This is a genomic window from Hungatella sp. (genome assembly GCF_046966825.1).
Window position 1 is genome coordinate 1 of record NZ_JBKVCZ010000168.1, and the last position, 13129, is coordinate 13129.

Below are 13129 nucleotides of genomic sequence, written 5' to 3' on the forward strand. Positions count from 1 at the left end.
CTGTATCGAAGTTATCTGCTGACAAACCAGAAACAGAGGATTCCTGCGTTCCTCCATAAGAAGACGTCCCGGATCCAACTGCCCCGTCTCCCATAGAAGCCGCACCTTCTGTCTCACTCCCAATTCTGCTATCCATATTATCCTGCAAGTCCCCAATTCCAGCACTCTCTCCAGACAGTTCCAGACCCGTGGCTTCCGAAGCATTTTCTTGACCGAAAGCATTGCCACTCTCTCCAATTTCCATCCCTCCGGTCATATCTTCCACATTTCCAAACGGCAGAACCTGGTTTCCGTTCTCCATATCTTCCATAGGAGGAAGTTCTCCTCCCTCTGCCATATCTCCTGCGGATAAAGGTTCTTCCTCAAACGGATCCATACCTGTATCTCCAATGGGAATTCCACTTTCCGATTCCATAGGGGCCAGCGTCCCCTCTTCCTCCGTAGCCGGTGGAACCTCTTGCATGCCGTCACCTGCTCCTTGTGCAAATCCGTTCTCATCATCCGGCGTACCAAAAGGAAGATTCTGACCTGTCAAAGCGGAGTCATCCATCTGGAATACACCGAATCCATCTCCCATATCCAGATTTTGATTCTCCATGCCCTGAAAATCATCTGCCATATTCCCGGCATCCATTCCGCCAATCCCAGAGCCAGCTCCATCTTTCATGTTTCCGTCCATATCGGACATAACGCCTGCCGATGCAGACGCTCCTGTGCCTCCCATGGGAATCGGCCTTCCATTTCCAAAATTCATATGGCCGGAACCAGACGCCGCCGAACTGGCATTTCTTCCGCGTCCACCGCCCGACAACAGGCGCCCTGCCATCATAAGAGCACCCAGACCACTTAAACCTCCCATTGTCCTGCCCATGCTTACGCCCAGGGAAGCCATATAGGAATCCAGCTTTCCCGCAATCTTGCAGAAGCCAATCAGACACATAGTAGCGGCAAAAAAACGAGTAAATCCATATCCGCTTGCCATCAGGTTTCCATAGCCTGCCAGAAACATTTTCAGGCACCAGGCATCCAAAATCACAATCATAACCTGTCCACCGAACATTTTTGACCAAGATGCAAGAATATTGTTAGTTGCCTTAGACCCTCCGGTAGCAAAAGCCAACGGTGCTGTATAGGAAAGCACTCCCAGAAGTACATACCTTTCTGCCAAAATAAACAACAGCTTAAAATAGTTCCACGCTACCACAAAGTGCATGATTAAAAGGAGCAGAGATATACTTAACGCATCTGTCCCCAACACTGATACCGCTGCCTCTGCGGCGGAAACATATCCACTGAAAGAATCCACTGTGATTCCTGTCCCCACGACCCATTGGTAAGGCGTTCCCGCCACCTCCAGAACATAATTCACGATATCTCTTGCATAGACCAGCATAAACAGACAAAATCCTGACCGGAATACAAGTTCCAGCGGATCTTCAGAGTTTACCCCCAACTTCCCGAACATGGATTTAAACACCTGCCAGGTTAATATCATGAGAAGCAGTGCAACTGCAATTGGCAGCACTGCATTTTGGTACAAACTTCCCACAACCCCAAATAATTCTTCAAACAAGTCCAAATCGCAGGATAAAATCTCGGTAAACATTCCGCTCGCTATATCCATCATGTCTATAATAAACTGGGAACACAATTCCCGGATCGCCTCAAATAAAAGTTCTAATAACCATCCCATCTGTCATTCCCCATTTTCAGGGTATCCTTCACCTCCTTTGCCGGGGGAGCTCCGGCATTTTTACTGCTGTTATGTTACGGTTTCATTATTTTCTACGGTGTAAATGATTGCTGCGGAATAATCGCCTCCATGTAAGTTACAATAGCTCCCAGTGTCATCAGAACGGCCCAACACACCACAATCCGCTTTAACCACGCTCTTGATTCATCAACGGTCTTTCCTGATTTAGAAAAATTCATCAAGAAAAGACAGATGGACGCGCATACGACTGCGCCCACTGTTGCAAGCCCTGCCACATCGGAATAGACTTTCTGCATGGCGCTCTTAGCAATATCAAAAATATCTGCCGCATAAGTGGTTTGGCACATTAAAATGTTTATACCCCAGAGCAGGTATCCCTGTACAGCCAGACATGACAGCCGCCTTGTCCATCCCGGTTCCTGTTTCCTGCTTTCTGCAGATTCATCTGCTTTTCTAAAATGCAGCTCCCTCACCTTCTTTCAGGCACAAAAAAAGCAACCACCATGGATGTGATTGCTTTTCTGTGCGTTATTTTGTTTCAGATTTTCATGGCTCCCCACAAGTTTTCCTGTGCATAAAAACCGATGATATCATTATAAATTCTGCAAAATCTCATGTCAATGCACGCCTCGTCCCAATATAGTCTCATTATTGGCCCACTCCTGTTTCCCCATAAATCTCTGAGGCGTTCACGTAATTTGCATTCTGTTAGGCAGCCAGACTTAACGCTGATGCCTCGGTTCTTTCTTTTTCGATGATGTAATAATAAGCCGTAGTTTCTAACCTCACATAATCAGCGGCAATTTCAAGGATTCTTTTCACCTTATCCGTCCAAATCAAACGGTCGCCCTGACGGTAATACGCTTCCTCACCCACTTTGATTGGAAACTGCACTTCTCCTCGCGCCCGTACCAGATGTTTTGATTGTATCTCCCTATTCCTCATAATTGCACCATCCTTTCCTCAACTTTCAAGCGGCTAACTGATCCAGCGACAATACGCTGACCCGGTCTGTCAAATCCACCTTTTTTCCATTTGCAAAATTGAACTCCAGCTTTTTTACCGTAAATGGAATCTTCTGCCTTCTGGAGAAATCAAAGACTTCTGCTTTCACATCCGTCACAATCGTCCCCACCAGCCTGGATTTAAAATAGTGGTAATCTAGAATCTCCGCCTGTTTTCCTGTCCTTAAATGCTTCATTTCCCCATCATCTGATTGAATTCCTCTGGCATCCAATTCCACAACCAAAGTGCCATCCCCCTGCCGGGTTTTACTTTGCTGCGTGGATTCCATAGAAATATTCACTGCTTCTGGCCATTCCAGCTTAACACATTCAAGAAGCAGCACACAATTTTCTATTCCGTCTACGGTATCCAATGTCTGAATCTGGAGCTTCATTTTCTTAAACTTATCTTTCTTCATTCCTGCCTCCCATTAAAAATCATTTTTAGGTTTCTTCTGCCCTCCTTCCGTATCACTGCTCCCGTTTTGCCCAACAAAAAAGACGCCGCATTTATAAAAAAATGAGCGTCATTCCAAGTATATAGACAAATAGAAACATTCAGGCGGTTCTTTTTTGCCTGACCGCTTCCCTCCCACGTAGACGGGAACAAAATTTTTTATATCTCCTGCAAGCTGCCGAAGCTATATAAATCAATACAAGATTATATTAACACTATATATAGATATTGTCAATGTGTTAAATCAATATATTGTACTTGACTTTTTTCAGCATATCCTATATGATTAAAGAAAGAGATGGGTTTGTAACCGTACAGCTATTGCTCAAGCGGGGTGCCTGTTTCTTTTTTTATATTCACCACATCATACAGATACCTCTTTCCATCCGCGTCATGGCGTATCAGCATTTCCACATGGAATATGTTATAGCGTTCCAATTCCCCATCTTCCCCATAAACCGGAAGCCCGAATCTGGAATCATAACGGTACCAGCCAAATTTTGCGTCCCGCTGATGTTTTGGATTCAAATTACCTTTATGCCTCCGGTTTTCCGCCGTTTCAATCAGTTCGGGAATCCCCTGGGATGCATTCGCCTTTGCTTTAGCCAGTGCGCCTTTCAAACGAGCCGTGTCCTGGGAGCCGCTGTATTCGTCTGCAAAATCTTTCCCCACATAGACAATGTCTGCTGAATCCATAATCTCATAAACCTCTCCGATATAGCGCTTCAAGTACTGTTCAACCTCTTTCCAGTTAATTTTGCGTTTTCCCCGGAATCGGATATCATGGATTATCACAATCTTTTTTCCCTCTAAATCATGTATGACGCTCACATTTCTACTATCGTTCATCTCCATGCTCCTTATGTATTTTTAAATATCGTTCCGACTGCAAAGCTGGTTTCCAGCTCTTCTGCAACCTGTTCAAATGATATCCGACTCCCCTGGCGCTTTTGGGAACCACAGAAACAGGACTCGCTTTCCTCCGCTAACAATTCCGCCTTTCCCATCCCCTTCAAGCTCCTAACCAGCGACCGTCCGCAGGATGGACAGATAATTTCCTCCTGTTTCACTTTCCTGTCACAATAGTGGCAGAACTTATAATCTGGTCTTCTCATTTCTACAGATTTTCTCTTTATTTTCTTCATAAACGCCCTTCTTTCCACAAAATCACTTCTCGATTACCCAGGTATCCCTGAAGTGCTCTAACAGGTTCCGGCTCTCCTCCTCATACCCCCACAGTATACCCTCTACGGCCTTCAGGGCGCTTTCCCGCCACCTGAAATAGGTACTGCGGTTAATCCTTATAGTCTGGGGCAAATGAGGCTCCAGCTTGCTTATAACCTCCGTAATGTTCATGGGCTTGTAAGCCGACATATAGGTATAGTATAAAACCCAATAATACTTTTCCCCTTGGGGATGGTATTGCCGCATCAAATCCACAGATTCGTCAATCAGCTTCAAAAACTTATTTGAACTGCCAATGGCTTCCACACGGGAACGGATATTTGCTTCGTCATTATTAATATCCATCCCCGCATGATAGATAGATTCCAGAAATTCGTCCACGTCCGTTCCGTATTCCTTCTGGAACCTGTGCTTCACCTGTCCAATCTGGACCTGCATACGCCAGGATACCGAACGGTAGATTTTAAAAAGTGTAATCACATCATGGTAAACCTCATTGTTTTTATTCTCTGTTGTAATGATTCCAGTCTTTCCCATTATCATTATCCTCCATTACTCATTTGATTGTTCTTAATTCAATTTGCTTTGGAGAATAATAAATAAATTTGGTTCAAACTTTGCGACACATTGTCGTAAAGCCAGCTCATAAACACCTACTACTATGGATACATCTCTATTTCAATGAGCTTTACGACACAATGTCGCAAGGTCAGCCCTAAAAGCTCTGTCAATGGATAATCTTTATCTCAATGGACTTTGCGACATTGTGTCATAAGGTCAGGCATCCTGGTACATTTCTTCCCTCCAGGAATCAAGCAGTTTAAAAATCACCTCTTCCATCTGGTCTTTCGTGTAATCCTGCGGAAAATAGTCCTTTATCTTTTTCGCAGATATGGTGATACTAATCCGCTTTACATCCTGGTTTAGAATATCCCTTACACGCTCTTCTGTCAGAATCCCTCTCTCACTTTCCTCCTTCAGCGTCTCGGCCCGGCTTTTGGATAAAACCACAGTATTTCCGTTAAGATTCTGCAGTACCCAGCCCTGCGCTTCCTCACTTAGGAATGATAGTCTTTCCGCCACCGAAAGGCTTACCTTCCCCTGGTCCGCATAGTCCAACAGCTCCGGATTCAGATACGTCAAACGTATATAACGCTGAACCGTTCTTGCACAGTCACCAGCCGTTTCCCCCACAAGCTCCGCCGTATATGCCTCCCCCTTGACCCCTTGGTGGCTCAGCGCTTCCATCTTCATGCGATACGCCCAGGCTTTTTCAGACGGACGGATATCTTCCCTCTGGATATTGTAGGCTAAGACCACAGCGCCTTGCCTTATTACCAAGGTAGGTTTCCATAGCCTCGCCCCGAAACCGTACGTACACCTCTCGATGTATACGGCTTCCCATTTATCATAGTCTTTCAGTTATTTCGTAATCATGGCATAACAGTTTGGACAAACTGCAAGTGTCTTGCGACGCTTAGCCAACATAATAGTGTTCCATTCATTGTCCGCTTTGATTGATTTCAAAGACTTCACATGATGCATGCATATATCTCCTGGATTTTCTCCACATAGTTCACATACACCCAGCTTAATCCTTGTCCTCAAATAATTTGGATTATCATACTTGACGTATTGTGGTAAGAGGTCGGGTTCGAAGCTACAGGCGTAGCGTTTCTTCTTGAATCCATCATGATAGAACTCACAGTATTTTAACCCTTTCTTTGTATTATAAGGAACCATAAAAATTCCATTCCTACGGTATTTTCTCTGTATCTTGTAAACGCTCTTTTGATATTTAAGTCCAAAGGTCTTATACATGCTATATTCCAAGATGAATGCAAAGTTTTTGATGACTGTTGCATTTTCCGCTATCGAATAGTAATTATACATACCTCTAATCTCGGCATTCACCTGTGATACTATTTCCACATCGGTCATGTGAACCATATTGCCTCTGTGGTGAGAATCCCATATTTCTTTGCCATTTTTATCATATCTAATCCTAAGTGCACCATACTCTATTAGCTTAGCTTGCCACTTATCCCTTGGAGCGTATAATTTGATTCTGCCCGTATGAGTTTTCCTTAGCTGATGCTTTGAATCATACATTAGTGCTGAATTCTTGGCTGTAGTAATGTCGTAGCCTAGGAATCTGGCTTTATCTTGACTATGCGTGATTTTGGTCTTTTCTTCGGACATCTCAAGATGCAGAGTATCCTCGAGAAATACTCTGAATTTATCTTTTATTTCAGAGGCATCCTCGAATGAACCAATGACTCCTATTAAGAAATCATCCGCATATCTACAGTAGACCAGACTTTTGTAGTCTTCATTATTTGCTCGCTTACTTGGTAAGCTGTGCTTATAGCTAATGGCATCTTTTTGCAGACGCAGAGCTTCTTTTCTTTGTTGCTCATTCCAACTGTCCCAGTTTGCTCGGTTTCTTCTTCTGATGTAGTACAGCTTGCTTGCGGCTCGTGAGTATTCAAGGTTATCCTTTGATTTGCCCTTGCTAAATTCTTTCTTTAGACGTTCTGCAAACTCATCCAATTTTGACAGATAGATATTTGCTAACATAGGGCTCACGCCTGAACCTTGGGGTGTTCCTGAAAATGTACAATTGTACACCCATTGCTCCATATATCCAGCTTTCAGCATTTTCCATATGAGAGCCAAGAAGTTTTCATCCTCTATTCTCTCCCTCAGAATGTTTACTAGCACATGATGGTCGAAGCTGTCGAAGCATGCATGTATATCACCTTCTACGAACCAAGTGATTCCGGTGAACTGATTTTGTATCTGCTGTAAAGCAGAGTGACAGCTTCTGTTAGGTCTGAATCCATGGGAATAATCTGAAAAGTTAGGCTCATATATGCTCTCAAGAATCATTTTGACCACTTCTTGTACCAATTTGTCTTCTGTTGATGGTATTCCTAGCGGGCGTTTCTTTGTGCTATTTTTCTTTTCAATGTACACACGCCTTGCAGGGTTTGGCTGATAGCTGAAGTCTTTGAGACTTTCTATAAGCGCATTGATACGTTTTTCACTCATTCCGTCTAAGCTTTTTCCATCTACACCAGGTGTCATACTTCCTTGCGATTGGCTTATGTTTTTATAGGCTAAGAAGTAAAACTCTGGGTTGTATAAATTCCGATATAATCTCTTGAATTTATACTCTTTGTTTGTTGTTTTTTCTGAAAGACTTTTCAATACCTTTACTGGTTCTCTCAATGTCTCACACATCCTTCCTCGTTTTAGTATTGAACGATAAATTGCCGTCCTTCGCCATGTGGGCGTTATTATTCGCTTCCGTTTTTACGGCTATCCTTGTCAATCCAAGGTCCACGGACTACTACGACGGCTCCGTTACCATGCTGAATATTCAGAGTCATCTCTCTTGTTTTTTACACTTGAGATTTATCACCTTTCGGCATTACTCATAGCCCATGGGCATTTCAGTTTAGGTAATCCCCGTTTAGCATCATTATGATAAGTTGTACTATTGTCGGTATGGGAGTTTTCGTCATTTTCCATTACTTATGGCTAGCTTGCACCGATTATCCCACGGATTGCAGACAGCAAAATACTAATCCGCCAATGCACCACCGTAACATCTTCCCTTCGGTGTGGAGATGGTTAGCTCCAGCCTCTGACTTTCCTTCAAGCAGTGTAGCCTTCATCCTCATATAGTACCTTTCGCCTCGACACTCAGTCGCAGCTTGGAAGCTTCGCTGACTTGTGCCTTTACAAACGTGCTGTTGTCCCCTTTATGTTTCCACTCGAGGTTAGTTGTTGGCGATAAGATTGTGTTTTTCACACTTGATAATTTTTCTTATTGCTTTCTCAGAGCAAAATCATAATGACCCACGCCGCTTGGGTGTCCACCCCAAGCGCCTTACGGGCGCACGGAATCTACCATAATGATAACCGCCTCATCATCTGTCAGGTCCCGGACAATCGCCGGCATTTCTGGAAGACCGACTAATTCACAGGCCCGTTTTCTTCTGTGTCCTGCAATGATCTCATAATTCCCCTGCACCTTATCTTCCCGCACGATTGCCGGAACAAGGACGCCATACTGCCGGATACTCTTAACCGTTTCCTGCATCTTTTCATCGTCCGGCACACGGAATGGGTGGCTTTTAAAGGAATGGAGACTGGATAACGGCAGGTTCAGTACGCTCTCCCCTGCTTTTTCCGCCTGTTTCTCCCCAAACAGGTCATCATAAGATGTGAATACAATTTTATCCGCACTTCGGCTGCTCATAAGAAAGTACCTCCCTGGTCAACGCCTTGTACCCTTCCGCAACGATTCCTCTGGGTGCATGAAGGAAAATGCTCTTTCCCTCCGCACTGGTTTCAGCGGCTTTAATGGAAAGGGGAATGCAGTTCTCAAAAATATGGATTTTCTCCCCGTAGGCGCCACGGAGCTTTTCAGAAATATCCTTTGCAAAATTAGTCCTTCGGTCTACTTTCGTCAGCAGAATCCCCTCTATCTGAAGTCCCTGATTTAACTGCCGACGGACCCGGCCAATGGTTTTGATTAGCTGCTGAAGCCCTTTCACAGACAGATACGCCGCCTCCACAGGAATCAGAACGCTGTCCGCCGCCACAAGGGCGTTAATCGTCATCATCCCCAGCGAAGGCATGGTGTCAATCAATATGTAATCGTAAGACCGGCGCATTTCATTGACATACTGCCTCATGATTGTTTCCCGGCTCATTACGTTTACAAGGGTGGTTTCCAGTCCGGCCAGTTCAATATTGGCCGGAAGGAAATCCACACCCTCGTCGTGATGGTGAATCCCCTCTGACGGTTCCCACGGCTCATCGTTCACCACCTTCTCCATCAGGTTCACCAGCGTCACCTCCAGTTCATCCGGCTCCGCCACTCCCAGACACGCCGACATATTCCCCTGGGCATCGGCGTCAATTAAGAGTACCCGTTTTCCCTCTTTTGCCAATCCGATACCCAGATTCACACAAGTCGTACTTTTTCCCACACCGCCTTTTTGGCTGGCGATTGTAATTACCCTGCACATATCTTACCTCCGTTTCTTTTCTCGCATATATGCTACATCAATGCCATCTCAGGCAGCGCCGCAATATTCCGGATACCTGATTTTGACAGCCTGCCAGAAGTAAGGCGCATATCCGCAGCAGAACAAGTCTTCAACCGTATATCTCTGGCATTCCTCCAACTGTTCTTCTGAATCATCATAGTCGTAGACACTGGGAGTCCCGTTGTTATACAAGTTAAATGCCATACGAATAATTTTAGGACTTCCGAACGTCTGCCAGCCTTCGTGCAGGCACTCTGTTTTTACATATCCAGTTTTGAAATCATAAATTTGATTGATGTTTCTTCTGGTATCCTCGCTGATCCCGAGGCAGTACACCAGCGCCTCATGATACACGTCCTGATATCTGCATTTTGCCAAATACTCCTTATAAAAACTCTCGTGCTGTTCATTCTTAAAAATCACCAAATCATCCCTTTCTTTTTAATGTAGTATGCTGAATTATCTGGAACAATCATCTCAATTCAAGTAACAAAAAAGGACACCTTCACTCGAAAATGAAAATGTCCTTTTCTTGAATATGCCAGTAACCTGATTCTACTAACCCAGATACCCTATTCCATATGATTCCATATCTCTACATATCGTGATGTAAATTTGATGTATTTTTGATGTATAAACCGTTTTTTCCGGCTTTAAAAAGCCCGCAAACCCGCATAAAACCTAGCTTTTATTTTTCTAAGCTCTTCATCGTCGGGAACAGCAGAACGTCACGAATTGCATAGGAATCAGTCAGCAGCATAACGAAACGGTCGATGCCAATGCCGATGCCGCCTGTCGGAGGCATACCGATCATCAGCGCATTTAAGAAGTCCTCATCCATGGAGTTGGCTTCCTCATCGCCTGCGGCCTTTAACACTTCCTGCGCCTCAAAACGAAGTCTCTGGTCAATCGGATCGTTTAACTCAGAGTAAGCGTTAGCCATCTCACGCTTCGTGATAAACAGCTCAAAACGCTCCGTATAGTCAGGATCCTCCGGTTTTCTCTTGGTCAGAGGAGAAATCTCCACCGGATGGTCTATGATAAAGGTCGGCTGTATCAGATTCTCTTCTACAAACTCTTCAAACAGCATGCTTAAGATATCGCCCTTCTTATGACGCGCCTCATACGCAATATGGTACTGGTCTGCCAGTGCCTTTGCTTCCTCATCGGTATGAATCTCCGTAAAGTCAATTCCCTTATATTTCTTCAGCGCGTCTACCATGGTAATGCGCTCAAATGGCTTTGATAAATCGATTTCCACGCCGTCGTACGACACGACTGCGGTTCCCAGAACCTTTAAGGCTACGGAACGGAACAGGTTCTCCACCAGGTCCATCATACCGTGGTAATCCGTATAGGCCTGATACAACTCCATTAAGGTAAATTCCGGATTGTGGCGGGTATCCACACCCTCGTTGCGGAATACACGGCCAATCTCATAAACTCTCTCCAGACCGCCTACGATCAGTCTCTTCAGATACAGCTCCAGAGAAATTCTGAGTTTTACATCCTCGTCCAGCGCGTTGTAATGGGTCTCGAACGGTCTCGCAGCAGCACCTCCTGCGTTGGGAACCAGCATCGGAGTCTCCACTTCCATGAAGCCCTGCTCATCTAAATGATCCCGGATTGCTTTGATAATCTGGGAACGCTTCACGAAGGTGTCACGCACCTCCGGATTCATGACTAAATCCACGTAACGCTGTCTGTAGCGAAGGTCTGTATTGGTCAGGCCATGGAACTTCTCAGGAAGAATCTGAAGGCTCTTGGTCAGCAGAACGACGCTGGTGGCATGGATGGAAATCTCACCGGTCTTCGTGGTAAATGCGGTTCCCTTAATGCCGACAATATCGCCGATATCCATCTTCTTGAAATCCTTATAGGACTCCTCGCCAATGCTGTCTCTGGCTACGTAAGTCTGGATATTTCCCTTTAAATCCTGAACGTTACAGAAGGAAGCCTTTCCCATCACACGCTTGGACATCATACGTCCTGCTACGGAAACTTCCTTTCCTTCCCATTCCTCATAATTTTCCTTAATATCACTGCTGTGTACCGTTACATCATACTTTGTAATCTTAAACGGATCCTTTCCCGCTTCCTGCAGCTCCGCCAGCTTATCGCGGCGCACCTTCAGTAACTGGTTTAAATCCTCTTCCTTAACCTGGTTCTGGTTCTGCTGTTCTGCCACTTATATACACTCCTTTGTGAACTTGACTTTTGGACTTATGACACTCTCTGGATTTCCAGCACCTTGTACTGGATCACACCGGCCTGGGTTTCCACATCTACGACATCGCCGGCTTTTTTGCCCATCAATGCCTGGCCTACCGGTGACTCATTGGAAATCTTGTTCTGAAGGCTGTTCGCCTCTGTGGAACCCACGATCTTGAACTCCATCTCCTCATCCTCATCCACGTCGTAAACCTTTACCTTACAGCCTATGTTAATCTTATCTAAATCAATCTCGTCTTCTACAACGACTTCTGCGTTCTTAAGCAGCTTCTCAAGCTCCTCGATACGAAGCTCGATATCTCTCTGCTCGTCTTTCGCAGCATCATACTCCGCGTTCTCAGATAAGTCCCCCTGTTCCCTGGCTTCCTTAATCTTCTGGGCAACTTCTTTTCGTTTCACTACTTTTAAGTTCTGAAGCTCATCCTCATATCTCTTAAGACCTTCATATGTTAAAATATTTTTCTTATCTGCCATGGTTTTACTTCCTCCTGGTTTAATTCTCGCTCTTTCGCATTCAAAGTATTATATCTTAAACGTCCCGGATTGTCAAGAATTCCGCCTATTTTCCCTCGCAAATGCGAGTTCCGTTTTTAGAATCCTGACCGGCTGTAAAACGGTCCTTCCTTTCCCGATCCGGGACATAAAAAATGTGTTTTCTATTCTTATCCATTTCCGATGTATTTTATTCTGCTTTTTTATAAACTCACACTTTATTTTCAATCCTCTTCCAGGATAAACCGCAGATACGTCCTGTCATCGAAGCTGTGAAATCCCGGGGCAATCCCTTTCGGTCCCTTAAACCGGAACATGCACATGGGATCCGTCTCCTTCACCTCCCGGATGACGGCTTCGCTCTCCGCAAGATTCCCGAAAAGCTCCGGGTATCCGTCGCTCGCCAGCACCACCTCTTCTCCTGGCCGGACCGGATACACCTGGGTGTGTTCTTCATGGATGGGAAAACCATCCAGCACGTCGTAGGAATACTCCCCGTCACCATTGGCAAACTGACACTCTCCCACCAGAAGCGGCATGATGTACTCGCGCCCCGTGTCATGCTCCGCCAGCTCCTCAAGCGTCTTTCCGGCCGCCAGCTCCAGCTGGTTGTAAGCCGATCTGACACCCGCGGTCAGTTCATCCATCACCGTCGTCTTCCTGTAAAGCCTGCCGCCGATCATACACTGGCAATCCCCAAAGCACCAGACCTCCCGGCGCATACGGCTGTATGCAATGAGAACAGCCTGAGGCCGCTCCTCCCTCACCCGTTCCAGTACCTCCGGGTTTTCCGCCGCCTGAAATGAGGCCTCCCGCAGCACGTCATTTAAATAAGAAACAGCGCCTTTTGCATTCATATCCGCAGGAAGCGTATCCAACGCCTCCAGAAGTACATCTTTGGCGAATCGGCCCCCTGTCTTTTCCCCTGGCCAGACGAGGCTTCCCTTGCTGGTCACCCCATCGATGACCGCGTAATAGT

Annotated in this window: 13 protein-coding genes and 2 pseudogenes; all 15 read right to left on the bottom strand. The window is 45.4% G+C overall.

What is annotated here, in order from left to right; genetic code table 11:
* A partial coding sequence (locus ACLTD4_RS29915; RefSeq protein WP_412331790.1) for a hypothetical protein occupies positions 1 to 1693 on the bottom strand: 1693 nt, incomplete at its 3' end.
* Between the two features lie 92 nt (positions 1694 to 1785).
* Positions 1786 to 2010 carry a hypothetical protein gene (locus tag ACLTD4_RS29920; RefSeq protein WP_320958940.1) on the bottom strand — a complete coding sequence of 75 codons (225 nt, stop codon included), beginning with the start codon at positions 2008 to 2010 and terminating at the stop codon, positions 1786 to 1788.
* 412 nt (positions 2011 to 2422) lie between these two features.
* Entirely contained in the window at positions 2423 to 2659 is a 237-nt protein-coding gene (locus ACLTD4_RS29925; RefSeq protein ID WP_007858452.1) for a hypothetical protein, read from the bottom strand.
* Between the two features lie 25 nt (positions 2660 to 2684).
* Positions 2685 to 3137 (bottom strand): hypothetical protein, encoded by a 453-nt coding sequence (locus ACLTD4_RS29930; protein WP_007858454.1) that lies wholly within the window; start codon positions 3135 to 3137, stop codon positions 2685 to 2687.
* A 356-nt stretch (positions 3138 to 3493) separates the two neighbouring features.
* On the bottom strand, positions 3494 to 4024 hold the full coding sequence (locus tag ACLTD4_RS29935) for a hypothetical protein (RefSeq protein WP_007858456.1): 531 nt from the start codon (positions 4022 to 4024) through the stop codon (positions 3494 to 3496).
* Between the two features lie 11 nt (positions 4025 to 4035).
* Positions 4036 to 4320, bottom strand: a complete 285-nt coding sequence (locus ACLTD4_RS29940; RefSeq protein ID WP_007858457.1) for a hypothetical protein — start codon at positions 4318 to 4320, stop codon at positions 4036 to 4038.
* Positions 4321 to 4342: 22 nt separating this feature from the next.
* Positions 4343 to 4897 (bottom strand): hypothetical protein, encoded by a 555-nt coding sequence (locus ACLTD4_RS29945; RefSeq protein WP_007858459.1) that lies wholly within the window; start codon positions 4895 to 4897, stop codon positions 4343 to 4345.
* Between the two features lie 240 nt (positions 4898 to 5137).
* Positions 5138 to 5701 carry a hypothetical protein gene (locus ACLTD4_RS29950; protein ID WP_050814426.1) on the bottom strand — a complete coding sequence of 188 codons (564 nt, stop codon included), beginning with the start codon at positions 5699 to 5701 and terminating at the stop codon, positions 5138 to 5140.
* An 81-nt stretch (positions 5702 to 5782) separates the two neighbouring features.
* On the bottom strand, positions 5783 to 7594 hold the full coding sequence (locus ACLTD4_RS29955) for a reverse transcriptase/maturase family protein (protein WP_040415343.1): 1812 nt from the start codon (positions 7592 to 7594) through the stop codon (positions 5783 to 5785).
* A 676-nt stretch (positions 7595 to 8270) separates the two neighbouring features.
* Positions 8271 to 8630, bottom strand: a pseudogene (locus ACLTD4_RS29960) (ParB N-terminal domain-containing protein); the annotation flags it as partial.
* Entirely contained in the window at positions 8608 to 9405 is a 798-nt protein-coding gene (locus ACLTD4_RS29965) for a ParA family protein (protein WP_007858465.1), read from the bottom strand. The gene ACLTD4_RS29965 and the pseudogene ACLTD4_RS29960, both read right to left, overlap by 23 nt.
* A gap of 48 nt (positions 9406 to 9453) precedes the next feature.
* On the bottom strand, positions 9454 to 9852 hold the full coding sequence (locus ACLTD4_RS29970; RefSeq protein WP_007858466.1) for a DUF6075 family protein: 399 nt from the start codon (positions 9850 to 9852) through the stop codon (positions 9454 to 9456).
* Between the two features lie 271 nt (positions 9853 to 10123).
* Positions 10124 to 11614: pseudogene (gene lysS, locus ACLTD4_RS29975) on the bottom strand (lysine--tRNA ligase); the annotation flags it as partial.
* 35 nt (positions 11615 to 11649) lie between these two features.
* Positions 11650 to 12132, bottom strand: a complete 483-nt coding sequence (gene greA / locus ACLTD4_RS29980; RefSeq protein WP_002600589.1) for a transcription elongation factor GreA — start codon at positions 12130 to 12132, stop codon at positions 11650 to 11652.
* Between the two features lie 242 nt (positions 12133 to 12374).
* Positions 12375 to 13129: hypothetical protein (locus ACLTD4_RS29985; RefSeq protein ID WP_412331791.1), on the bottom strand; the 755-nt coding region annotated here is incomplete at its 5' end.